Source organism: Halobacteriovorax vibrionivorans (assembly GCF_003346865.1).
Classification (GTDB): domain Bacteria; phylum Bdellovibrionota; class Bacteriovoracia; order Bacteriovoracales; family Bacteriovoracaceae; genus Halobacteriovorax_A; species Halobacteriovorax_A vibrionivorans.
Genome location: NZ_QDKL01000003.1, coordinates 158676 through 182600 on the forward strand (window position 1 = coordinate 158676; position 23925 = coordinate 182600).

Here is a 23925-nt window from a genome sequence, read left to right on the forward strand (position 1 = left end):
ATATGTTCGCCCATATTTGAGGTCATTTAGAACGTAAACTAAGAGATAATTATCAATCAACAAATCGATAGGGACGCTTTGGAGATTAAATGAATTTGGAAATGGGGAAGATATTTGCAGGATATTTATATGGCCTCTTCGTATTCTTGCAGTCATTTCTATGTTACTTGGTATGGAATGATTATTTTATAAAGAAATATGGGCCTAAAGTGGCAAATGCGTTTGACGGTGCCATCATACAATCGCTTGGGGTTGTTCCTATAGCTATGTCCTTAATATTCTTCTTTGTTTTAGGATCGCAGAGTAAGATTCGAAAAAGGATTTCATCAGATAAACTCATAAAGACTCATGACAAACTCAATTGCGAGGAAATCGCTCGATTTGAAGTTGTAGCAATGTGGACTAACGCCTGGGCGCTGGCAAGTACCATAACAATGCTTGGAGTTCTTGGTGTTATCACTCATGGAATTAGCTCAACACAATTCTACTTTTCTTATGGTTCAAGTCTTGCCTTAATGCTCATTATGTTTCCAAGGCCCAAAGCTTTAAGGATGCCACTAGGGGATAATGTTACTCAATTTAACCCAGACAATTGTATTGAGTTATATTCAAAAGATGAAGTGTATGATAATAATGATAAAGATAAGAAGATGAGTGCATGAATATTCGTTATTTTTAGTATGGTGTATTGAATGAATATAAAGAAAATAAATAATGAAAACTTTGAATCTGTTGTCTCTAGTGAAAAGGGTGTTTTCGTTATCAAATTTTATTCTGATACATGTGGCCCATGTAAAACAATGGCACCTGTCTTTGAAGCCTTAAATAACAATAATCCAGATATAAATGTATATGAAGTAAATACCATGGAGAGTCCTGAAATTGCAGATCAATTTGGAGTGCGTGGCGTACCATACACGGCCATTTGTGAAAATAGGGACGTTCTTTATGACTTCACAGGACTTACACCCCTAGGAAAGATTCAATACGTGATTAACAATATCAATGATTCACACTTTCGCTTAACTGGTGAGTTCAAAGCACCAGAAACAAAAAAGAGCTACTTCTATGAAGTAATCGTCATTAGCTTGGTCGTAGTCTTTAGTTTGGCTATATTTTTTGCTGGGTAGAAATTGAATTGCGATTTAAATGCCAAGTGAATAATTAAACACCTTAGTTAAAAATCGAACTTCTATCGTAATTAGTCTTAAATTACTTTTTTATTCATGGACATATAGTTAATCTAATATTTTTCAGAAGGTGTTAGATGAAAGATATTAAAAAGCTTTACGAACAATATGGGAGCGAACTTAAAAGCTACAAAGATTTTCATGACGAAATGTATGAGATATGTGAATACATCCTTCAGTTAAGAAAGGAGAAGAATAATTACTCCACAACAAGTATGAATCTATATGATTTAAAAGATGAAATCTCTGAAAAATATAACGTCTCTCAAAATGGTAAAGTATTCAGCAAAAGGCGAGGACGTTATTTAAAAATGAGGCCAACTCCTGCTGGCTATATTCAGTGCACAATCAGTTTAAATCACAATAGCAACTTATCTATGTATGTTCATCGCTTAGTTGCATTATTTCACGTCAAAAACCCTAGCAAACTAGACAGTGTGAATCATATCGATGGAAACAGAGGAAATAATAAATCTGATAACTTAGAATGGGTATCTCATAAGCAAAATCACATTAGACGCTCTCAAAGAAATTCAAATGGTACATTTGGTGCAAATTTTTGTCCACGTCAGAAAAAATGGAAAGCAGTTATACAAATAAATGGTGGATCTTATCACAAAGAAGTTGAAGCAAATAACAAATACAATGAAATGCATAAGATAATTTATGGGTATAATGTATTTGAAGATGACGAAAACCAAACTAAATTACACGGCAACTAGAGAGAAAGGGAAAATGTTTCATGCGATATAATATCAGTTATATTGGGTAAGGGTGTATATCTAGTCTAGATAAGCTATTGAGATCTTAGATTATCACTTGTGCGACTATTTTGCGACTAGGAAATTAAATCTACATCTGTAAGCTCAAAGAACGTATTTAATATATTAAAGTCTTTAACAAGAGTTTCTATTAGAGAATCTTCAAAGATAATACCTGACTCTTTTTCAACATCATAGATCTTTGAAATTCTATAGTCTCTTAAATCATTTTAAAAATATCAAAGTTAACCTTATTGCATTCAAATATGATTTTTATTCTTTAAATCGTTCTGAGGACTATTATAAGAATTAATTTTGCCCATACCAATGGCAGGCCTTAATTCATAGAACGTCTTAGAATCAATTTTCAAAGTCCAAAAAACGCTATATTTCTGCAAAAAAGGTCTGTGGTATACACGGGCCAAAAATACATAAAAATCTCGTAAAAAACGCCCGTGGGTCATACGGGTCAAAAATGCATAAAATTGTCGTTAAAAATTCCCGTGGGTCATACGGGTCAAAAATGCATAAAATTGTCGTTAAAAATTCCCGTGGGTCATACGGGGAAAAATGATAGAAAAGTCGTATCAGAAATCACATGCGAAAACTTAAGTCAGGCAACTTAATGATTATAGCATTTAATTAGAAATATACTAAAACTGCACTAAATTCCTAACGCCATCCATATGAGTCTTACTTAAATGAGCATAAATCATAGTATTATCAATCTTTTTGTGGCCTAGAATTTTTTGAAGGGCAGTTATACTTCCCCCATTCATGACAAAATGACTAGCAAAGGTGTGTCTGAGGCCATGTGTTGTTATATTGGGTAAGCCATGATCTTCGGCCATTTCTTTAAATGCTGTAGATATTGTAGTTGTCGTTATGAAATAAGCATTAACTACAGATCGTTTACGATCAATTATACGTAATCTTTTTGCATTTTTTGGGATTTTTAGCTTTGTTTGAAAAATAAAATCATTTTTATCTTTTCCATCGGATGCTCTTTCTAGGATTTCGGCAGCAACATCCCCTATCGGTACAGATCTTGGATTTTCGTTCTTAAGTTCACCAAACAAATATAATCCTTTTTCAGCTTTTGACTTTTGAATTTGTTTAGATATATGCAAGATTCGGTTTCTGCTATCATAATCATCTACAACTAAGCTTAATGCTTCATTTGGTCTTAATCCTGTATGTATAATCAACTTAAAAATGTCATAATTAACATGAGTTTTACAGTTTTCTAGAAAATACTTAACATCTTCAACATCCCAATACTTAAACTTCTTCTCATTGGTAATATTGATTCTTTTAATTGCTCTAGTCGGATTGTCGGGAAGATGAACAGCTCTTTCAGTTTCTATAAATGAATAAAAATCTTTAATAACACCTAAAAGTCTAGAAACTGTTCTTGGTGCATAGAGTTCTTTTTGTAACTCAATAAACTCTTTTAGTTTTGATGAAGTGATCTTTCCTATAGGAAAGTTCTTAAAATGTTTAAGGAATTTGTTTTCTATATCACTTTTGTAATTAATATAAGTGTTATATTTGTAGGTTTTAATGTGTTCTAAGTAAATTGGCATAATTGAAACTAGGAGAGTTCTACTATCAAGATTGCTATTAAAACCAAGTTCTTTGCTAATCTCGATATGATCGGCCCATTCCTTGGCTTCTCTCTTTGTTTTGAAGACTTGTGATTTAGAAATCTTCTTACCTGAAGGACTGTAACCAAGACTTACCTCGGCTCTATATCCTGTTTTAATCTTCCTTATATATGCCATGGTTATATCCTTTTTGCTTCTAGCCAGTCTCTAATATCACTAGGTATAAAGAGCATCTTTCCTCCAATAATGACATGTGGGATTGATTTACTTTTTAGAAGTCTATAAATCGTTGCTTTTGAAACTTTTAAAATTGCCGATATTTCGGCTACGTTAAGTAATTCATTTAAGTTTGAACCATTCATTATGTATCCTTTATACAACTTAATGTTAACTAATAGAAGGCCTTGAATTCTAACAAGGCCTTACTTTAAACTTGGGCCATGCGGCAAGTTACTAGAAATTTATAAATCCAATTTCCCATGCTTTCATTTCTTCAAAGGATTTCAACTCTCCTTTCTTACTCGTATATTCTTTGAACTTTGTTTGGCCTCGCACAAATACCTGACTCCCCTTCTTGAGAAATAAACTACATCTCTCTCCAAGCTCCCCCCATACTGAAACCTGTTTCCAAATAGGTGGAGAGTCCTTGTCCTTATTTATGGCTACAGAAAAGCTACAGACTGCTTCCTTACTCGTTGTATACTTAAGCTCAGGATCACGCCCTAAACGTCCAAAAATAAGTTCTACATCGTTATTTTTCATACTTGCTCCCTCTATATTCCTAATTTCTTAATGAGAAACTCACCCATATTTAGGCTATTCCCAGTTTTCTTATTGTGCTCAACTAAGGCCCGCTCAACACGTTCCATTTCATTGAGGCTTGAGTCCTTAATTTTCTCAATATCCTTTTCATTAAGTTTGCTAAGTCCATACAAGGCCAAATCCTTGAATATAATATCTCGGCCATATTCCTTTTGATTTACTTGTTCTAGGACGTTAAAAACTGTCTCAAGACTTTCGTTATCATTACTTAAGTCCACAAAGAACTTTGTTTGCTCCTTATTTAATTGGTACTCTTTCTTTTCGTTCTTTGGCCTTCTTCCTCGTTTCTTGACACTTACTAGGCTTGTTTGTTTCTCCACCCTTTCCCCCTTTTATTACTTATCTTTCCTCGCTAACCACTTATTATAATATCTCTCGCGTCTGCTAAATTGACTCCATCTATCCATGTTTACGTGAGAGAGAGGGAGTCAAATTAGCAAGACGCGTTTAGTGATAAATATTAAGAGGTTAGCGAGGGTTTGAAATTCATATTTAACCTTATTTGATTCATGTTTAACTTGTATTTAACGTTCATTTGAACACTTCAATTAGTTCTGATTCCTTATCTCCAATCCAGCCTTTTACAGCCTTAACATCCCTAACATTCCTTGTAAGTGAATCATGATAAAAGAACATAATCTTAGTTAATGCCTTATCTCCTAGTTGATTCCTGATCACTTCCCTATATTTATCCATAAGCTTAATTGATGGAAATACGTACATTAAGTAGTGATAGTACTCAGTTGATTGATACTGTTTAACTTTTTCAATGATCCTAGAATTACTTTTTCTTGTCAGTTCAAGCTCCAAGGCTACACGATAATTAAAGTTATTCTTTTTAAAACTCAAGATGGCATCAGGAATTACTTTATATGTTGTCCTAAAGTTCCTCTTATCAGATATTTCATGTTCGAGAACAACATCATCTACAAGATCAAGCTTGGAGAGTTCTTTAGTCAACTCTGTGACTTTGATGTCATGTACTAAAGTTTCATTAGCTATAGCACTAGGATTCCCAGTAACAGATAAGTACTTTTCTCCTTTTGGTGACAAGTAAATAAACTTCTTTTTCGTAAAAGGATCAATATAACCACCGATTAGGTTTAGTTTTTCAAGCTTCCTAATGTATCTAGCAAAGTTGTGGTAATTTGGAGCTGGGAATAGCTCATCTCTTAATGAATTAAGGTCAAGTATTCTCCATTTCTGAAGAGGTCCTAAAAAATCAAAGTAACGATTGTTAATATTAATTACTTCACTCATTTATTTCTCCTATAGGGCCGGTGCTAATTCTCTGACTTGTCTTTGCTTTACTAGCTTAGTTGTCTCTCTATTTCTGATATTGATAAGATCAACCCTTGTAGGAGACTGTCGCAAAAGAACACATTGGCCAATTTTTAAGTTCTTGATGATATCAGGGTGACATATAAGCTCATTTACTTCTCTGATGCTTCCCTTGCTTTGCTCAACTCCGTCTTCAATTTGAGCAGTCTTCTTCGTACTCGTAATTGTTCCAATTGAATCAGAAAATAATGAGGCTCCAGTATCAAGTCTTTGCTTCATGACAAAGAGATTTCCTGAGTTCTCAATGATTTGTTTAGTTAGGTCAGGGTTGATTCGATCAATATCTGATGCCGTTTGAACGGCCATAGTAAGTTCAATCCCAGCACCTCGACACTTGTTTTGAAGCTCGATAAACTCAGGAGTTACAAGAGCACCAAATTCGTCAAAGTAAACACTGATAGGATTTTCTAGCCTCTCAGTGTCAGAAGCTGAAATAAGGGAAGTATATGAATTATATAAAAGCTCCCCTAGAAATAACTTTCCAACACTCATGGCAGTTTCTCCGTAACCCTGAGTTGATAAACCGATATAGAGACAAGCTCCTTCTTCTCGAACCTTAGACAAACACATTCCATCTTCTGCATTTAAAATACGGCCAAAGTCAGATACTAGAATGGCCTCAAGCTTTGCAATTAGACCGATATTCTCTTTAGACTCCATCTGGACAAGCTCATCAAAGACTCGCTTTAGAGTAAATTCATCACCTCGCTCTTTCATGATATTTAGCGCCTTGGTAAGTGACCTTCTTGAGGCATCACGATAATAAGGCTCACTCCACTCAAAAGATCGCATAATACGGTCAACTACTTGGTTAACTGTACCCTCATAGATAGGATTCAAAGAGATAGAATCATGGTAATGCTCTGAGAAGATATAACAAGGTCTAGAATGTGCCTCACATAAGCTCTTAAATGTAGTTAATGCCTCATGGTCACCCTTAGGATCAAAGAAGATTACAGGCTTTCCTGACCTTAAGTTATCTTCTTGTAAGATACTTATGAGATTTGTTTTACCAAAGCCTGACGCTCCCACAATAAAGCTATGTCTTCTAAAATCAATTTCTGAAAGCTTGATATCCTTTTTCGAGCTTGTTAGAACTCCAAGAGATTCGATATTGTTTGTATATTTCTTAATATTTAGTTGTTTTGATTCAATTTTCTTTAATGGCATACTTGCTCCTGTTAATTTTTGATACGCACACTTTATTAAAAGTCCTATTAGCTTAATTGCTTGAGTAATGATCTGTTCTAAAACCACAACAAAAGGGGTTACAAGATCAAGTCCGTTACTATTTTCATTCTTCATAGATATGCTCCCACGCTTTAAACGAACCTATATTTATCGTTCTATTGTTAATATTAATCGTCTGCTCAGGGGCCTCGTATTCGATGACATATTGTTTTTTGACTTTTCCCTCTAATGCCTTAGGTAGTTTTGTTATTGGAACCTCGTACTTAGAAATTGGTTTAAAATTTACTTCTGGCTTAATTCCCTTTAATTCAGGGGCAAAATCAAAAAGTGGTAACGCTTGATTTTGTTCCTCAACACCATTGCCAATATCAGCAGGTAAGATCATTTTCTTTGTCTCTATAGGCTTATTTTCATCAAGTAGATATCCAAGCCCTGCCCCCGCTAGAGCACCGACTATTCCAAAGACGTAAGCGTTCTTATCTTTTGATTCTTTATTAGGTGAAAAGAGATAACCTCCTGTAGCACCGACACTTGTTCCAATTATGGTTCCTGTTGTAATTGATCTTTTTAACGTCGAACATGAAACTAAGGTCGTTAATAAACAAATCATCTTAAGGATTCTCATTTAATGCCTCCATGAAATAAATTAAAACCTCTGTTCCTGCATTAACTGTTACAATTGGCTCCAATGTCTTAGCTTCATCAATCAATATATCTGAAGTCTTATTTCCTGATTGAACTAAGCCTTCTAGTAACTGGTTTTTCAAACTTGAATCTCTAAGATCTCCATAAGGAATAGCGACTCTCGTTTGAGCAGCACTAAGCATTCCACTTGCAAATTCACTTATTACTGCACTTTCAATCATTTCTTCTTTTCTATCATCGTAAATTCCAACAAGTCCGGCACTTCCATCAAGATTTAAGGCCATGGCCGTTATCTCGTGCTCAACACCTTCTTCAATCATTCGATTACATATTGTTAAAACTCTTTTGTTCCTTGTTGTTGCACTACATGAAAATAAAGTTCCATTTTTAAACCCTTGCATTGACCTTGCTTGAATAAGAACCGGACTTGCTAAATTACTAGAAACAATAGAATTTAGAAGAGTACCACGGACGACTGATCCGGTTTTAAACTCTCTTCTTTGCTCCCATATAACAGGTACTGAAGTCCTCCTCTTAAGTAGTTCTTCAATTCTTTCTCCCTGTGCTTTAATTTTCTTAATTGCTTCATCATTTTCTCCTTTCTTTACCGATGAATACTTCTTACTTATAGATTGTGTAATTGGTTTAACCTCTAGCTCTTGCTTTTTTTTAAGCCTCGTAATACGTGCTTCCATTGAATTTGAGTTAAGTTGTCCCAGCACACTTAAAAATGTGATCATTATTGATGTAAATTTCATTGTTTTCTCTTCTAGTTTAGAATTCGATTACTCTCGATTATTATTGGAATACCTTTTCCTAGATACTTCTTTCTACCAATATTCATTGAGTTAACCCTAAGCTCATTATGACTTTGGTTAATAATTAGACTCGAAGAAGCTCCTTCTAAAATCTTATAGTCTTTAGTCGATAAGACTTCTTTCATCGCCTTATTAATCTGAGCATCCTTTATTTCAAGAAATTGATGAGGATTTCTCTCATCAAGACTTAAGTTAAAGTAGTACTTACCTTTCTTGGTCACAACGAGAAGGTTTGAAAATGACCTATCTTTTACAGGGCTAATTTTTGGTTTAATGACTAAAGTCTTAGAATTCCCTGTGACTTTAAAATATATATCTTCTTTAGAACCACCATAGATATAGCTTTCAACATTTGAGTCAAAGCTTAGTGTTGTAAGTAAGCTCATACTAAGAAATAACGTAGTGATTTGATTAGCTAAAATATAAAAAATCATAATTCATCCCTTGGTGCCAATTCATCAATTTGAGCAAGCTTGTAAATGAATGGATAAGAATCATCCTTATCTAGTGTAATCTTAAAGGCTAATAGTTCATGATTAGACTTGAATATAATTTTACATTGACCCTCATTAATAGTTTTTAAAGCTACCACTTCATCAATTTGAATTAGAAATGGATCTTTTTTAATTAGATCCATTATCCCTTCTGTAATGACGTAAGGATTTGGCTCTCCATTAGTTATACCTATAAAGCCAAGTCTGCACACTTCAACAGATAAAGGTGCATCTTTGAAAATTTCACCACCAGAGTAGAGGAAGTATCTTCTTTGTGTTGCAATCAGAAAGGTACTCACACTAAAAAGAATACTTGATACAACCAATGCTAATTTTAAATAATTATTTTTAATTTCAAAGTCGGCCTTAAAACTTTCAAATTTCATGACTCCCTCTCCTTAAGAAATTTCTTTCTCGCTCTATACTTATTAAGTTTCTGCGTACTTCTTTGAGCTAGCGGAATAATTGCTCCAGCTTTTAATCCACTAGACACAACCATATTCCCCATACTGGCACCAAATGCTTGAATACCATCACCTCTTACAAGTCCAAAAGTAATCATTGGAGTCATAAGAAGAAGCAATGTGATTCCAAATAGCCAAATAACCATATCAACATCGACAATCAGTAACTTTCCACTCATGGCCCTTGTGTCTACGCTATTTCCTACTAATGATAGAATTCCTACGAGAACAAAAGGTAGAAGCATGCACCAAATACTTGCTTGTACTGTTCCCTTTAAAGAGTCCTTAGTCCAACCAAATAAATAGAGAACTGCCGTAATTCCAGAGAACACATAGGTTAGATGATATACAGTTGAATAAATCAGCTTTAAAAGCCAAATGAAGACCTTAGAAAGTAGAAATAAACCTGTTCCTAAGAGATCATTTAAGTTTGGAATTGAGACTGACTCTAAGATATTCCAATCTTTCTTATCCTTAGTATTAACTTTGGCCGTCGCCCATCTCTTAACAAAGAGATTTCTAGGACTAACTTTGTTTAAGGTTTGTGTTGCAGCACTTAGTGATAAATCAACAGCCTCAACATGAATCTTCTGAAAGCTTGCAATAATGACAAGAGCAATAAGAAGCTTTTTTACAACACCAATGAAGTCGAGATTTGTAAAATACTCAACTATTAGAGAACAAATAAAGACTCCAGGAATAAGCTGTAGTGAAATATCATTTATCTCTTGAAAGAGCTTCATCACACTAGGTTCTTTTATTAGAAGCATATTTTGGATAAGATTACTCTTCATGGGCAACTCCATAAAAACGCTTTCTTTCAAGTTCTTTTTTACGCTTAATCTCTAACTCTTCAGCTAATAAACGATTTGTTACAGCATTTTGCTCGATAAGTTTTAATTGATTATTCTGGGCCTCGACACCTTGTTCTAGTAAAATAGCGGTGTTTTGAGCTGTTAATCTATTCGCTCCTGATTGTGTTCTGACACTAATAGATCTTTTAATCTGATTATTGGCCCTTACTTTCTTATGTTTATTTAGCTGGGCCTTTATTTTAAGTTCCGATTTAGTCTTACCTTCATCTTCTTGAATGACTTTATATTCATCAAGTAGTGTTTTAAGATCACTCATTGAATATTTTAAGTCCTTGATTGCAGAGTTTAGTGTTCCAAGATCTTCAATCTTCTTCTTTGAGGCTATATCTTCAGCAAGGTATGCAACTCGCTGGGCCCTAAAGTATTCATCTTGTGCCAATTCATTATATCTTTGCATTTTCTCAGTATATCTTTCAGCATTAGATACAAGTTTTTCTAGCTCATTTAGTTGACTGGCCGTTGTTGTAACAAGCTCCATTAAGACTGCTGTATCAGTTGAAATAAATGCATGGGAACTTAAGCTAATAAATATCAAGAGGTGCTTATACATGACTCACCTCACTTGTATTATTCACAGGGTATTTAATCTTAACGTAATTATTGACCGCTTCATTGAAGTCTAAGAAACAGCCTTTTTCATTCATGTAATAATTAAACTTCTCTCGACCTGATTTATCACTACGAAATAACTCAAGCTCCAAATGAGTAGGATAAAAACGTAGAGGTTTGCATGCTTCGTCATTGATGTATAAGAATTCACTATATTCTCCTTTTTTAGAATTGATACTTGATAATGCTTTTTTATGATCCTTATTAAGAAAGACTGTATCCTTTACTTGCTGTTTAAAAACAAACTTATGGAAACAGTTTTGAATGATGACTCGACCTAGCTCATTTTCTGCAAAATCATCTATACTTTGAGAAATGGCCACTGCTGAAGCATCATGCTTTCTAAATGTTCTAAAGCACTCCATAACGTAATCAGCACATTGATCCATAAGAAACCAACACTCATCAAAGACAAGTAATTTTTGTCCATTCATTCTTTTAAATGTCTCTAAAAGATAAACGAGCATAGGCGCTTTCATTGACTCAGGATATAGTGAAAAGTCGCAATAAATTAGATCGTTCTCACTTGAATTTTGACTTGTGAAATACTCACGAACCTCTGAAAAGTAGTATCTAATCCCTTCAAATTCTTCTTCTATAAATGAAATAAAATCATCCCAATCTGAAATACTTCTAGCTAAAGCACTAGAAATACGTTCAAAAAGCTTACCGTTTTCCACTTTGGAAAGGTTTTTTCCCATAATGGAAAGGATAAAGGCCTTTAGATAATGAGGACATCGATACTCAAGAGGGTTAATATTTAATGATCTGGTAACACCACCTAGATATTTGGTTACGTTTTGATATGAATTACCAAGGTCAACGATGACGGCCTTCTTTCCATTAGATATTTCTTCAAATACTAGCTTATTAACTAGCATCGATTTTCCTTGTCCTGAAGCACCTGTAACGAGAGCATTAAAATTTGTAGCTCCACGGTCAAATAAATTTATCTTTACGTCATTATTAAATGCAATTCCACTTTCATATAAGAAGTCTCTGTGCTCTGGAATAAGCATATTTAAATAGTCTGTCGTTGTTGAAATTAATCTTTTAAACTTTGGCATAACTCCAACAAAAGAGTTATGAATAAAGTAAGTTAAGGCCCTAGACTCCACACGTAGCTCACCGTCCTGTGCTTTATAAATATCCAAAAGCTTTCTTGTCTTAATATCAAGGCTATCTTTTGAATTAGCCACTACGAGATAAAACATCTCAACGTCAAATAACTCGACTTCATCTCTTGAAAGAGCTTCTAATAACTCTTCACATTCTTCATAGGCATTAGTTGACTCAATATCTTTCATATCCTTAGAAAGAGAAGAGAAATGTAGCCTCCTACTAAGCTCTAATTTTCTTTTTGCGTTTATATTGGATATTGGTCTGTAGTTAATGACAAAATCATGGCCATAGACAAGGTTTGATCTTCTAGAAATCTTAGGAGGGAAATCCTTAACACTAAGAAGTCTAAAATAATTTAAATCCTGCATAAAGAAGTCTTCAAATACATCCATGCTTTTTTCTGAATCAATAAATGAAAAGTCAGAAACTCCAGTCTTGTTGTTAAATCTATTTATATAGAGTGCACCATTCTTGTAATATACTTTTGAGATACAGTCTGAATGTTGAAGATCATTTTTTTTATGTAAATCATGTATTAATTTATCTAGAATATTCATTGCCTCTAAATCAACTAGCTCAATCTTTTCCAAAGAGGATCTATCGCCTTCTCTTGATACGTATTGGTCATTCTCAATAGACACGTGTTTCATAGCTTAATCCTTGGCAAAAATATTGCCTTATAATCAATGTACTTTTTTGATAATCGAATACCAAAAGTTCCCATAACTACCGAAGCAAGAAGAACTAGGGCATTCCATTTAAAAAGAAGACCGATAAAGAATATAATTACCCCAATGGCTATATCATCAATTGATAATCCAAATAGCGTTGGTTTAGCTCGAAGTAGTTTAGGATGATAGACATATTTCATTAGACAATCCCCTTGAAAAAATCAGTTATTTGAGAAGCTGCGATAATACAAAACGTACCTACTGCTGTACTTGTTAATCTCTTTGGTGCATCACCTTGCCCCGTTACATAAGCAACACCGGCATAGACAAAGCCAAATACCGCAAATGCTAATGCAATATTCCTTGCTCCTTCTGCGAATTTTTCAGCGCTTGCTTTTAAGCTTCTAGCAAACACAGGAGAGGCCATTAAAACTATTAGATATTTCATTATTTACTCCTAATTATAGTAATTCTTTATTTCACTCGTTACGGTATAATTAAAGTCTAAGACTTCATCCTTTTGAGTACCGATTGATAACTTTCTTTGATGAACCCAATGTTTCCACTTTTTAAAATTTAATGACTCATTTGAAACTGGAAGATTATTTCCTTGGGCCATGCCCATTGTATGCATAGGACATTCATAGTGAGCAGTCTTTCCACTCATTGATACAAGCTTAAAGCCGTGATAACCAGATTCTCTAAAAGTTGGTGTATAAAGAGAGACCGGTTTTTCTTGTTTTGTATTTTCTTCCTCACTAAAGAAGTATTCTGACTTTTTTAAGTGGTAAAAGTAATATTCTTCAAGCCTAGACTCTTCTAATACACCTACGCTAATTAGATCATTCAACGAATATATCGAATCACCGACTTTTAAGCTAAAGAAACGTCTGCCAGCTTCCATTGAAAAAGGCTCATTTATCTGCTCTCCAGTAAAGTCTCTTACATCAATTCTGCATCTATAATCAGATACCCTGCAGTTCCCTCTACATGGCCTAGTCCAGAACTCACCGCTATCCTTTATGACTCTTTCTCCCCAGTAATTTCCTGTATCTATTGAAAAGCTTAGATCTGAACGTTTCGAGATAGTTCCTAAACTATTAATAGAGTCTTCATTTGATACTACGGCTTTAAGTAAACGAGACTTTTCTTTAACCTGACTTGCTAGTTTTTCGCCCGTTATGTAAGCCAATGTAATAGTATCTTTGGGTGAATATTTATATGTTAAAAAATGTTGATTTAGCTTATTAGTATAAGCAAACCACTTACCCTTCTTGTTTTCTAGGGCCACTTTCGAAAGCTCTTCATAATCACTAAGATTATTTTCAAATTGACCAATCTTAGTAACTTCATTATTTGAAACCTCATAGTTTTCCTTATAGATATGATCAAGCATTTGGATAAGGCTTTTTGGACTCTTGCTTGATACGAAGTATTGCCTTTGATAATTCGGAGTATAAACCTGTACAGGAGTAGTTCGTTCTTTTATACTGGCCATCTGATTTGTGTAATTTGCGCCAATAGTGGGAACTTCATAATCTTTAAGAGAGATGATAAGAAACTCACCTCTTTTAAAGTAATTATCAAAGATGAACTCATTAGGAATATTCTCAATGTTCACCTGAAATGATTCCAGCACATTTTCTTTTAAAACAAGATCAATCTTTTCTTCTTTAATTAATTTATAAGTTCTGTTTCTATAGTCATAGTAATAGACTTCAAATACAGGATTACGAATTTCTTTTATCAATGGATGGCTTTCTAAATACAGATTCGCCTTAAAGTTTAATGAAATATTCTTAACTACAAATTTATCTTTATCGATAATATTCTTAACATCAAGTTGTTTTTGGAATCGATAGTTTTCATTCGTAAGTGGATAAACGTACTTACTTAATTCAAAATCAGTAACATCTCCATAGCTATGAGTCGCAAACCTTGCTACTTTCGCTGATTCGACAAAAGCTTTTGTTTTTAAAAGACTTGAGCCGTATGTGTAATTAAAACCTACGTCATCTTGATTTATTGATTCAGCCAAATTAACAATTACTCCCTTCTTTGCTTCGTCTTCAAGGATTAGCTTGATTTCATAGCCTTGTTCAAACTTAATATTTACGTCTGCTACATCTGCTAAGTACTTATCAAGGCCAATTTCGTTTTCTAACGTATCCTCAATTAAATCCCCATCAAGATCATTAACTTTCAAACTCTCTATATTAAGATTTTTTTCATTCTTGTCTTCGCTTGAGAATCCACATGAAACACATAAGACTAAAGCTAGTACTGGTATTATCTTCATCGTTGATCCTATAATGCACATCTGTTTGTTCTTAAAAAGTAGTCAACTAATGCTGTTCTATCGAGAGACTCAAACACAGCTTCTTTCTCCTCCACATCAAAAGTGTCCATGAAGTAATGCTTAATAAAGTCTTCTTTTTTCCAATTCATAATTTCTCCCAAACGAATTACTCGCTATCGATGTTGTTAAATTTGTGTGAAGGATTTTTATGAAATAGAGACTGAAAAAACAAAACAAATGCTTTTAAAGAGTAATTTTGTTCACCATGGTTATTTTGGACTATGTAGCTTAAGCCTAATTACCTATAAATACGTAGGTAATGTTCATCATGGTGATTCAGACCTTGATATACAGAAGAGACTTATTACTTCTTTCACAGTTCAGCAGTGCATCCTTATTGAAGATTTAAGTTTGAACAACAAATGCACATATTGATTTTTAATAATCTTAACTAGTAATAATTTAATGTCTTGAGAAAATAAAATTTATGACAAAGGTTAATCGATGAATAGATATTCAAACATATTCTCTTCTAAAGAAGGAATTAAGCATATATCAAACTTTAAGAGTTTATATAGGTTGAACCTATTAAAAACAAAAACATTATTAAAGCTTTTTGTGTTCGAACACCCTAATACAAAGTTTACAACAAGAAAAAATCACACTAAAGCATTTACTTTATATTTTGGCGACCTTCTAAGTAGAGAAATAACTACTACTTTACTGGAAAGCTGGCTTAAAGAATATAGCATTATAAATAATTATTCAGAAAGAAATATGAACCATATAAAGTGTCAAATAAACTGTTATTTCAAATGGCTATTAGAAAATGAAATAATTAATAGAAATGTACTACAAGACATTAACTTCAAGCAAAATGAAATGCCGAGAAGAAAAAGAGTAATCCTTAGTTCAAAAGACATACATTACATAAGTAAAAACTTGAATTATTGCTCATTGGTTTGGAAGCTGTATTTCAGCACATTAATACATACTGGTGCAAGGATGTCGGAAGTCTTAAGATTAAAATGGTCTGATATTGATATAACACTGAATAAAATTACATTTTACAAGACCAAAAATGGAGATAATAGAACAATTCAAATAAGCAAAGAAATCACAAGAATGTACAAAGAACTCTATGAAGACTCCATATGCACAACTTATATATTTGCAGATAAGAAAGGAAAGAGGAAGTCTAGACACCAGGTGCAGCGCTTCTTAGCTAAGTTCAAAGAGAAACACCCTATTAAGTATAAGGATTGGAGTTGTCATGATTTAAGGCATTCTTTTGCATATAACTTCCTCAAGAACAAAGGAGAAATGTATCAACTTAAGTCTATACTCGGCCATAAATCAATACGTATGACAATTGATCTTTATGGTAATTTGCAATCTTCTACACTTGAGAATATATCTCCATATAATATATAACTAAGACTCTCGTGTAAGTACTCTATGAAAATTCGTGTCAGGATTGTAATTCCTCGTGCGATTACTTAAATGGATTCTTTCTACACTTAATTTTATGAGTATTCCCCTACCTATATATAATCTTTAAGATCCTATATATGGAAAATGTAAAAATCAAAGATGTAACAAAAATTGCAAAAAGATGCACCCCTTCAAATTTTCCATACTTATATTTTATAAGATATATCTGACTTAACAAAGCTAAAACCATTACTAAAATTGATATATAATCCTGCATACAAAACCTTAAAATGGTAAAAGAACACAAGCAGCTGCAGCAATACTAAATCCAACTCCAATTGCATTACTGATTGCCTTTTCTCTAGTAATTGAACTTAGGTCTTTTAATATTTTTAGAGACTGCTTCTGAAGATATTTAATACGAATATCTACTAATGCGTTATCTGTACACATTTTATCACTTCTTCGTTTTTTCAAACGCCAAAGTTCTAACTCCTCTTGTATCTCTGTTAATTGTTTAACCTTTAGACTGTACTCAGATGATAGTTCAGCAGCATCAACAAAAGAAGATCCTGCAAGCCCAGCGCTAAGTACGGAGCAAGTTACAGAGACATACTTACTACCTTCAGGGTCTACGAATCGCTCAGGATTATTTTTTACATATTTGTAATTATTGTAATCAGAACTGTTGAACCCGATCGGATCTTCACTCATAAACCGGCTAATGCCAGGATTGTAATACCTGTTGCGACATTTTAAATGTGGTTGCTTTAGATCTAAAATCATTTACTCTACCTTGAGATTTTTCTTTAAGTATCTAAAATAGAAAATCTCTAATATTAAATAAACAATACAGACAAACTCCATCAGTAATAAAGACTTTTGTAATAAAAAATACCAAACAGGGCCCGTCGGAAGATATCCAATTATATAAGAAAATATTAAACTCATAATTAAAATAGTTGAAAGCATTCTAGAAACAGATATAAATAGACTAAAAACATAACCTAATCTTTTTTTTACTTCTAACAAATACCAACTTGCGAGCAATGTCAGAACTGTTATTATATACAGAACTATAGTATCCATAGAGATGACAATAGAACTATTTAAAAAGTTATAAATAAAACATATTAAAACAATAAATAGATACGATCCATTCCAAATCCTATAATACAACATTACTTCGTACCAATAATATCAAACAGGTCTATATCATTGTCAGGCAGATCCATACCATCTGAATCATAAGGGTTTTCAGAATTCTCAATACAACTAAATGCACAACTAAGATGGTCTCCAGTATTATCAGTAACACTAATGTTATTATCAGGGTTACATTGATATCGATTACTCATTCTATCTCTATGCTTCTCTTGAAGGCATTGTCTCATGCAACTAGAAACATTTCCTGCACCAGTTTCACCACTTGGAAACTTTGGACAGAGAAATGGAGCTACTTTACATTCATAAGTTCCACCATTTGCCCGACAAGCTTGATCGTAATAATCACATTTACTTGTACCAAAAAAACCGAATGGATCGATATAAAGAAAGGGACTATTAGAAACATATCGATACAGGTTAAGATCTTTACCTTTAAAGCCAGTCGGATCTTCACTCATGAACCGGCCTACGCCAGGATTGTAATCCCTGTTGTAAAGATATGAATTTAAATCTAGAAAACTTAACATAATATATTAAGAACCTTTTTATATGCTATAGGATATAATAAACAACATCCCTACTGTAATTGAAATCAATACAAATACAGTGTAGCGCTTTAAAAACACTTTAACTTTAAGTCTATCCTTAATGAAGTATATTGGTAGCGCCATCAAAAAAGAAAATATTAAACGTATTAAAAAGTTATCAAGTCTAAAAAACATTCCATTTGCAAAATCGTTATACATCAGTATTAATTTCACATAAGTTAGAACATTAAGTAAAAAAAATATCATAATAAAAAAACAAAAAAAGTATTTAATCTTCATAATCTACCTAGAAAAGAAAACTTGCGATACAAACACCAACAGCGGAATAAGAGCCAGCACCTGGGAGAAATGTAAATGCCGCATTCAAAAGCCCTGCTTTTTCGTACTCTAATAGGAGCTCTGCCTTTTCTATTAGGATTTCATCTTTTCGAGATGGATTACATGTTTTTTCTTCATCCTCTAGCTTTTTTAATTTAGCCTCATACTCCTTTTGTAAATCTAATGCATTTTTAATATTAGAAATATAGTCATACAACCCACCTGCAACAAGAGCTACACCACAAACGCCTAAGGAAGCTGGCGACACATTTCCACTTGGGTCGGTATAACGAACGGGCTGATTGCTAACATATCTATAGAAGTTAAAGTCACCAGCTTCGAACCCAATCGGATCTTCACTCATAAACCGACCAAGGCCAGGATTGTAATTCCTGTTGCGAATGCATGAATGTATATGGTTAATCAAACTGACCATTCCCCACTTCTTCTATTAATACACCTATTTTTCTTTATCACAATACTTCTGTTCATCTTTACTAAACCTACAAGTCTTGTTATTAGAGTCCCAACAGCCCCCACTATCTAGACATTTATCTTTTTTATCGCAGCTCAACATGGATAAAAAGAACAAAATTAAAATTAAGGCTCTATAGACCGTCGACACGATAGCCTCTACAAGTTTGTTCGCAACTTTGTTTTCTTGAAGGGTTTCGCCCTGTCCTATTAGCTAATTGATCTGCATCACAATCTTTATCACTATCGTTTTTTAAATGTTTATCTAAAAATTCTCTTGTGTCACCTAAGTCTTCAGCGGTAGACATTCCAATATCTCCTCTATTTGAAGCTCTACAATTTGCCATGCAATGAAAATACTTATCTGAGTTAATTACGTTTCTCTCACGCATATTAAAGTATTCATTAAAGAAGTCGGATAATGCATTAAAAAATTGCTCAATTAAACTTTCTTTTTCTCTCCAAGGGTCGAAGTGAAATAAGCCACTAGGGTCAATTTTACTTAAAGCTTGATTGTTAACATATCGGAATAAATTCAAATCTTTACCTTTGAACCCGATCGGATCTTCACTCAAGAACCTGCCAAGGCCAGGATTGTAATACCTGTTGCAAAAGTATGAATGTAACTGAATATTTAATTTTTCCAATCTTAACTCACCAACTATTTCTTTAATTTAAAGTATCTAAATATTATTCTAGCTAAATCAAACAAACAAAATAACATTAAAAACCGTCCACCAAATAATATGATTTGATTCAACTCATATTGCTCCTTAGGACCAAGTAAGTTTGGTAGAATAGTTGCTATAAATAAAAGAAAAAAAACATCTATAAATATATGAATAAAAAGCTTAGCACGACTCATCTTTTGTTCCTGTTAGGGTCGCAAGTCTTTGGCTTATACTTCTCTTCAAATTCATTTTTCCAAGGGTCAGCAATTATTTTTGGATCATCAGGATTAGAAGACTTTATCTCAAGTCTCTGATGAAATGGTGTCACATTTACAACCTCAAATGTCCAGTTGTCATCAAATGCATTCTCTAGAGCATCAGTAACCATTATGTCTGCGACATATTCTGCCTGAGCTCCACATCCAATATAACCACATTGTAAAGTAGAACCAATATTATTTAAAATACCATTTAAATAACCAGTACCTTTTCTTCTCAAACCCTTATCGTCCAATTCTTTAACTGCTTTTTTAAAAATTTTAGCCATACGTTTTACATCATTTGCACTTAAGCCAAAGCTATCAATAAACAAAAGAGGTCTGTTATAAGTATATCTATATAAATTTGAATCCCCACCCCAAAAATGGATCGGATCTTCACTCATGAACCTTCCTGCGCCAGGATTGTAATTCCTGTTGTGAAAATATAGAAATAACCCTTTATAATCTAGCATGGCTTATCAAATATCTTTTTTGTATTTTATATAATTAAATAATGTACACAGTAAAGAAATTACAAAAAAGCTCAATGTGACGACAAGAATTATAAATACTTCATAGTCTCTATTGAAAAAACTCAAAACTGCTCCACAGTAACAAAAGACCATGGAGTACTTCAGAGCATTAAGGGAAAAAGAATTTTTTTCAACCTTCTTCTCAATAAAAAGCATGGCCAACTGTACGCATCCTATTAAAACAAATTCCCAGACTCCAACTGACTTAAGAGACATTAAAATAGCCTCTTAAGAAGTTTTCCTACCCCATTGCAAGACAAGGAAGATGCTGTTTGTAGTAAGTCTCCTGGTAATAAATCCTTTCCACGCTTAAGAGCTTCATCAACTGAATCGTTTATCGAATCTATTGCAGCATCACGATATTTTCTTATCAATTTCTCAAGTTTTCTTTTCCGTAACCTGTTAGTGCATTCATTTTTTTCTTTTTCTAACTCATCAGCAAGAGAATTATAGTAATCTGCTAACATTTCACCATCTTCTAGGATCTGTCGTAATTCAAGGATATCAAATGCAGTATTTATGATTCCAGAGCCACCTATTACAGCAAAACAAACTGCTTGCACGGAAACCTTTCCATTAGGATCATTTTTATTAATTGAATTATTTCCAGCATATCTATAAAAATTGATGTCACGACCGGCGAACCCGATCGGATCTTCACTCATGAACCGGCCTGCGCCAGGATTGTAATACCTGTTGCGAGAGTTATTATAATTCATACTAAAACTATGTATTATGCCCATATTCCTACTTTCTTAATATTTGATCCGCTAGGTTTGATAAAGAGAGATAAATCGTTATCAGTAATACAAAAACTACTCCTAGTCGATACAATGCTCTAACTTTTAACAATGCCAATAAAGTAATAATACTTAAAACAGGTACAACCGTAAAAATATAAACTAGATTATCATCCAATATAAAACTGAGCTCACCAACATAACCTAGAAAATAAAACGTGAAACATAAACAAACATAAAGAACAATATTTAATATATTACTAAATGTTTTCGTTTCAAGAGTCTTACTTGAAAAGTTCATTGCTGACACCTCGACATTGAGCATAGTCTCCAGCAGGTCCACCGCCAAAAATGCTGTATTTCAATTCACCGTCTTCAGCTCTTTCCCTAAGATCATACGCTTCGCTTAGAGTCTCTATGTCTTCATCAACGTCAGTTTTCTTATAATCAACTAATTCATAACCACTTAAATCGAACTCATCTGTTATGTTAACAACTGCCTTACCACTTAGTATTGTTAAAATATCCAATTCAGATGGATTATCTTCAGGGTAAAAATCAATATAGAAGTCATATTCTCCTTCCTTAAAGATTCGAATTACTTTGTGTACACCTTTTTTATAAATGGCCTTATCAAGACCAAAAGGGTCAAAATAAACTAATGGATTATTTTTAACATAGCGGTACATATTTGCGTCACCACCGCTGAACCCGATCGGATCTTCACTAATAAACTGACCGACGCTAGAATTGTAATACCTGTTGCTATATATTGTTCCAATGTAAACATTAGTAATCTTCAACTATAACTTCCCATTAAATTCAAGTGATAACTAAGTATATCTCAAGCTTCCTACAAGAACAGCGATTACTATAAACATAAAAACATCAAGCACTGTTTTTCTACATTTATACCTGTTCAAGCCATTAAATTTTGTATATCGCAAGCTGAATAAAAACATACAAAATGGCAGCTTAATTATAAACCTATCAGTAAAAGAAAGATTTTTATCAATCTCTTTAGGATAAGACTTTTCGGCCCAAATCATCAAGGTAATAATAATTACAACACAGGCTATATAAATACTTACATTCATAAAAAGTCCTATATTGTCGGTAAGGCCAATAATCCAGCACATATTGCCTGTGTCGCTACGGCTCTATAACCCCAGTCAGCATTTGCGGCTGCTTTCTTCATCAACATGTCATTCTTTAGCTTCTCTAGATACTTTCTTTCTTCCTTATCAGCTTTTCGCTTCTCACTACAAACATTTAGGTCATACTTCGTTTCTGATAAAGCTTTAAGTCTTTCATTTATTTTATCAATTACATCAGTCATATTCCCAATTTCTATAGATGTACCAATTGCATCGATACCAGCAGCAATTTCACAAGCAATACCTAAAACAAGAGACTCACCTGATGGATCAGTTAGATTAGGTGAATTATTTGTAACATAACGATATAAATTACTAAAATCCCCGCCCTTTAAGTCCTTAGGATCTTCACTCATAAACCGGCCTACGCCAGGGTTGTAATTCCTGTTGAGAATACTTGAATTTATTTGTTTATTTGTAAAAAACATCTATAAAATATCCAAACCTTTTCTTGATATAATCAGCTTATCAGTTAGTTCTTAGCTCTTATCAAAAGATACGTATTATATAAAACAGTCCATCAAAAAAATAAAAAGTAATTAAAAAAAACAAAGAGAAACCTATTATATAAAACAACATATTTGCCTTAGATGAAAACTTATATCCACATTTTGAACACAGGATATCGTTTGCTTGTCCCATCAAATATATAAAGTGTTTTACACTCCTATATTCTACGACATGGCCACATCTAGGACATTTTATCCTCTGTAGTATACTCATTACAGACCCGGTATCGGAAGAAGTATCTTACATGCTTTATTTAGTAAGCCAACACCCACTGCAGCCGCCGTCCCGGTCCCATAAAGCTTTGAAGTTAAAATTACATTTTTAGATTTTAAAACTTTTATCTCATCTTCAAGGTCAGATATTATATCATCATTATTAAGTCTTTCAGTTTCCGAACAAGTAGGTTTCTCACTCTCGTTTTCTAAGTCTTTAATAAGGGATAATTTACTTTTAATTTCTAAATTATATATCTCGATTAAGTCTGAGTAATGCATCAAATCTGGTAGTGCTGCAATAAAAGCAGCAGAAAACGATATTCCAAGGCATACACCATACGCCACAGGCCCATTTCCACTCGGGTCATTAAAATCAAGAGTACGATTGTTTACATAACGGTACTGATTAAAGTCTTTGCCTTTAAACCCAATCGGATCTTCACTCATAAACCGACCGACGCCAGGATTGTAATCCCTGTTGCGAAAGTTAGAATGTATTTGTTCGTTTTCAATAATCAAGTAGCTCTACCTCTTAAATTATAATTAGGAATGTTTACGCAAACAGCTAATAAGATCAGCGACAGCACAAACTTTCCCATTGAGAAACACTTTATTGATCTTGAGTTTTAAAGTCTTTTTTCCAGATTGAGAAAATACATAATAACCCCATATCGGATCAAGCTGCGTATATATTTTTTCTAAATCATATATCTCAGATAATTCAACAACTCCTAACTGATAAGCGCTGGTAACTTCAACTTGTGAGTTAATATTATCTACTACAATCGTTCCTTTTCTAATTCTATTTTCAAAATAAAGAAAAACAAACATACCAAGAATGAATCGGTAGCCCCAGGAAAACAACTTTTCTAGGCCGTGATCCTGAAATAAGTCCTTAAAAGAATCAAGATTACCAGAGAATAACAAGAGCACTAAACTAGTAGATGCTACAAGGTATAATAAACTTTTCTTCTTTGATGGTACTATTT

The 23925-nt window shown here is 33.4% G+C and carries 31 protein-coding genes; 4 read left to right on the forward strand and 27 right to left on the reverse strand.

Annotation, left to right across the window (positions count from 1 at the left end):
- The first annotated feature begins 89 nt into the window (after positions 1–89).
- The 3 genes from DAY19_RS11600 to DAY19_RS11610 all read left to right on the forward strand — a co-directional run bounded on the left by DAY19_RS11600 (position 90) and on the right by DAY19_RS11610 (position 1912).
- Positions 90–662 carry a hypothetical protein gene (locus tag DAY19_RS11600; protein ID WP_115362606.1) on the forward strand — a complete coding sequence of 191 codons (573 nt, stop codon included), beginning with the start codon at positions 90–92 and terminating at the stop codon, positions 660–662.
- A 30-nt stretch (positions 663–692) separates the two neighbouring features.
- Positions 693–1130 carry a thioredoxin family protein gene (locus DAY19_RS11605; protein WP_115362608.1) on the forward strand — a complete coding sequence of 146 codons (438 nt, stop codon included), beginning with the start codon at positions 693–695 and terminating at the stop codon, positions 1128–1130.
- Between the two features lie 137 nt (positions 1131–1267).
- Positions 1268–1912, forward strand: a complete 645-nt coding sequence (locus tag DAY19_RS11610) for an HNH endonuclease (protein ID WP_115362610.1) — start codon at positions 1268–1270, stop codon at positions 1910–1912.
- Positions 1913–2604: 692 nt separating this feature from the next.
- Here the strand turns inward: DAY19_RS11610 and DAY19_RS11615 are convergent.
- From DAY19_RS11615 to DAY19_RS15260, 17 genes are all read right to left on the reverse strand, one after another.
- The gene (locus tag DAY19_RS11615; RefSeq protein ID WP_115362612.1) at positions 2605–3735 is read right to left on the reverse strand and encodes a tyrosine-type recombinase/integrase; all 1131 of its coding nucleotides are present in this window, start codon (positions 3733–3735) and stop codon (positions 2605–2607) included.
- Positions 3736–3737: 2 nt separating this feature from the next.
- Positions 3738–3920 carry a helix-turn-helix domain-containing protein gene (locus DAY19_RS11620; protein WP_115362614.1) on the reverse strand — a complete coding sequence of 61 codons (183 nt, stop codon included), beginning with the start codon at positions 3918–3920 and terminating at the stop codon, positions 3738–3740.
- A 91-nt stretch (positions 3921–4011) separates the two neighbouring features.
- Positions 4012–4320, reverse strand: a complete 309-nt coding sequence (locus tag DAY19_RS11625; protein ID WP_115362616.1) for a single-stranded DNA-binding protein — start codon at positions 4318–4320, stop codon at positions 4012–4014.
- 11 nt (positions 4321–4331) lie between these two features.
- Positions 4332–4700 carry a hypothetical protein gene (locus DAY19_RS11630; RefSeq protein ID WP_115362618.1) on the reverse strand — a complete coding sequence of 123 codons (369 nt, stop codon included), beginning with the start codon at positions 4698–4700 and terminating at the stop codon, positions 4332–4334.
- Positions 4701–4911: 211 nt separating this feature from the next.
- Positions 4912–5640 (reverse strand): replication-relaxation family protein, encoded by a 729-nt coding sequence (locus DAY19_RS11635; protein ID WP_115362620.1) that lies wholly within the window; start codon positions 5638–5640, stop codon positions 4912–4914.
- Positions 5641–5649: 9 nt separating this feature from the next.
- Positions 5650–7026 carry a type IV secretory system conjugative DNA transfer family protein gene (locus DAY19_RS11640; protein ID WP_115362623.1) on the reverse strand — a complete coding sequence of 459 codons (1377 nt, stop codon included), beginning with the start codon at positions 7024–7026 and terminating at the stop codon, positions 5650–5652.
- Positions 7016–7537: a hypothetical protein gene (locus DAY19_RS11645; RefSeq protein WP_115362625.1), complete on the reverse strand. Its 522-nt coding sequence runs from the start codon at positions 7535–7537 to the stop codon at positions 7016–7018. Before DAY19_RS11645 ends, DAY19_RS11640 begins: the two co-directional genes overlap by 11 nt.
- Positions 7524–8315 (reverse strand): TrbI/VirB10 family protein, encoded by a 792-nt coding sequence (locus DAY19_RS11650; protein ID WP_115362627.1) that lies wholly within the window; start codon positions 8313–8315, stop codon positions 7524–7526. Before DAY19_RS11650 ends, DAY19_RS11645 begins: the two co-directional genes overlap by 14 nt.
- A gap of 11 nt (positions 8316–8326) precedes the next feature.
- Entirely contained in the window at positions 8327–8809 is a 483-nt protein-coding gene (locus DAY19_RS11655; RefSeq protein WP_115362629.1) for a hypothetical protein, read from the reverse strand.
- Positions 8806–9255: a hypothetical protein gene (locus DAY19_RS11660; RefSeq protein WP_115362631.1), complete on the reverse strand. Its 450-nt coding sequence runs from the start codon at positions 9253–9255 to the stop codon at positions 8806–8808. Before DAY19_RS11660 ends, DAY19_RS11655 begins: the two co-directional genes overlap by 4 nt.
- Entirely contained in the window at positions 9252–10127 is an 876-nt protein-coding gene (locus DAY19_RS11665; RefSeq protein WP_115362633.1) for a hypothetical protein, read from the reverse strand. Before DAY19_RS11665 ends, DAY19_RS11660 begins: the two co-directional genes overlap by 4 nt.
- Positions 10117–10758, reverse strand: coding sequence for a hypothetical protein (locus tag DAY19_RS11670; protein WP_115362635.1), 642 nt, complete (start codon positions 10756–10758; stop codon positions 10117–10119). Before DAY19_RS11670 ends, DAY19_RS11665 begins: the two co-directional genes overlap by 11 nt.
- Positions 10751–12589, reverse strand: coding sequence for a VirB4 family type IV secretion system protein (locus DAY19_RS11675; protein ID WP_115362637.1), 1839 nt, complete (start codon positions 12587–12589; stop codon positions 10751–10753). The genes DAY19_RS11670 and DAY19_RS11675 overlap by 8 nt, the downstream gene beginning before the upstream one ends.
- A complete protein-coding gene (locus DAY19_RS11680; RefSeq protein WP_115362639.1) occupies positions 12586–12810 on the reverse strand; it encodes a hypothetical protein in 225 nt (74 codons plus the stop codon). The genes DAY19_RS11675 and DAY19_RS11680 overlap by 4 nt, the downstream gene beginning before the upstream one ends.
- Positions 12810–13058 carry a hypothetical protein gene (locus DAY19_RS11685; protein ID WP_115362641.1) on the reverse strand — a complete coding sequence of 83 codons (249 nt, stop codon included), beginning with the start codon at positions 13056–13058 and terminating at the stop codon, positions 12810–12812. The genes DAY19_RS11680 and DAY19_RS11685 overlap by 1 nt, the downstream gene beginning before the upstream one ends.
- Before the next feature lie 9 nt (positions 13059–13067).
- On the reverse strand, positions 13068–14909 hold the full coding sequence (locus DAY19_RS11690) for a hypothetical protein (RefSeq protein WP_115362643.1): 1842 nt from the start codon (positions 14907–14909) through the stop codon (positions 13068–13070).
- A gap of 8 nt (positions 14910–14917) precedes the next feature.
- Positions 14918–15058 carry a hypothetical protein gene (locus DAY19_RS15260; RefSeq protein ID WP_158536889.1) on the reverse strand — a complete coding sequence of 47 codons (141 nt, stop codon included), beginning with the start codon at positions 15056–15058 and terminating at the stop codon, positions 14918–14920.
- A 733-nt stretch (positions 15059–15791) separates the two neighbouring features.
- On the opposite strand from DAY19_RS15260, the gene DAY19_RS15400 reads away from it, so the two are divergent.
- Positions 15792–16343 carry a tyrosine-type recombinase/integrase gene (locus DAY19_RS15400; RefSeq protein ID WP_233500280.1) on the forward strand — a complete coding sequence of 184 codons (552 nt, stop codon included), beginning with the start codon at positions 15792–15794 and terminating at the stop codon, positions 16341–16343.
- 285 nt (positions 16344–16628) lie between these two features.
- Here the strand turns inward: DAY19_RS15400 and DAY19_RS11700 are convergent, their stop codons facing one another.
- The 10 genes from DAY19_RS11700 to DAY19_RS11765 form a co-directional block, all read right to left on the reverse strand.
- Complete coding sequence (locus DAY19_RS11700) at positions 16629–17129, reverse strand: RHS repeat-associated core domain-containing protein (RefSeq protein ID WP_115362647.1); 501 nt, start codon at positions 17127–17129, stop codon at positions 16629–16631.
- Positions 17130–17524: 395 nt separating this feature from the next.
- Positions 17525–18037, reverse strand: coding sequence for an RHS repeat domain-containing protein (locus DAY19_RS11705; RefSeq protein WP_115362649.1), 513 nt, complete (start codon positions 18035–18037; stop codon positions 17525–17527).
- A 307-nt stretch (positions 18038–18344) separates the two neighbouring features.
- Entirely contained in the window at positions 18345–18812 is a 468-nt protein-coding gene (locus tag DAY19_RS11710) for an RHS repeat-associated core domain-containing protein (protein WP_115362651.1), read from the reverse strand.
- A 172-nt stretch (positions 18813–18984) separates the two neighbouring features.
- On the reverse strand, positions 18985–19497 hold the full coding sequence (locus tag DAY19_RS11715; RefSeq protein WP_115362653.1) for an RHS repeat-associated core domain-containing protein: 513 nt from the start codon (positions 19495–19497) through the stop codon (positions 18985–18987).
- Positions 19498–19711: 214 nt separating this feature from the next.
- Positions 19712–20254, reverse strand: coding sequence for an RHS repeat domain-containing protein (locus DAY19_RS11725; RefSeq protein WP_115362657.1), 543 nt, complete (start codon positions 20252–20254; stop codon positions 19712–19714).
- A gap of 275 nt (positions 20255–20529) precedes the next feature.
- A complete protein-coding gene (locus tag DAY19_RS11735) occupies positions 20530–21057 on the reverse strand; it encodes an RHS repeat-associated core domain-containing protein (RefSeq protein WP_115362661.1) in 528 nt (175 codons plus the stop codon).
- A gap of 281 nt (positions 21058–21338) precedes the next feature.
- A complete protein-coding gene (locus DAY19_RS11745; protein WP_199506659.1) occupies positions 21339–21857 on the reverse strand; it encodes an RHS repeat-associated core domain-containing protein in 519 nt (172 codons plus the stop codon).
- 302 nt (positions 21858–22159) lie between these two features.
- Positions 22160–22639, reverse strand: coding sequence for an RHS repeat-associated core domain-containing protein (locus DAY19_RS11755; RefSeq protein WP_115362668.1), 480 nt, complete (start codon positions 22637–22639; stop codon positions 22160–22162).
- Between the two features lie 294 nt (positions 22640–22933).
- Positions 22934–23455 carry an RHS repeat domain-containing protein gene (locus DAY19_RS11760; protein ID WP_115362670.1) on the reverse strand — a complete coding sequence of 174 codons (522 nt, stop codon included), beginning with the start codon at positions 23453–23455 and terminating at the stop codon, positions 22934–22936.
- A 24-nt stretch (positions 23456–23479) separates the two neighbouring features.
- Positions 23480–23869 (reverse strand): hypothetical protein, encoded by a 390-nt coding sequence (locus DAY19_RS11765; protein WP_133296958.1) that lies wholly within the window; start codon positions 23867–23869, stop codon positions 23480–23482.
- Between the last annotated feature and the right edge of the window lie 56 nt (positions 23870–23925).